1 protein-coding gene is annotated in these 313 nt (G+C 40.3%); it reads right to left on the reverse strand.

The features are described 5' to 3' along the window. On the reverse strand, positions 1 to 231 hold a 231-nt coding region (locus EYD45_RS16580; protein ID WP_233702697.1), incomplete at its 3' end, for a LamG domain-containing protein. Positions 232 to 313: the final 82 nt, after the last annotated feature.

Genomic DNA, 313 nt, shown 5'->3' on the forward strand with positions numbered 1-313 from the left:
CTTTAAATTGGTAACTTCACTTTGGGTTAATGCTTTATTGAATAATCTTAGTTCATCCATGAAACTCAAATCTGATCTATGGTTCCATCCTGAAAACCTTGGCTCTCCGGACATTATGGATAAAATATCACAACCTGTCCAATCTACACCACTAAAGGCGCCTTGTCTTACCACTTGCCCATCAATATATACTACCGCTTCCGATTGAGAAATGGTAAATGCTATATGCACTCATTCGTTCGCTGAAGGATCAATATCAGCTGCTGCGCCACCATCAAACCATGAATCTCCATCCCCTCTACCAACATTTAAG

The sequence above is a fragment of the Hyunsoonleella flava genome, assembly GCF_004310325.1.
Classification (GTDB): Bacteria; Bacteroidota; Bacteroidia; order Flavobacteriales; family Flavobacteriaceae; genus Jejuia; species Jejuia flava.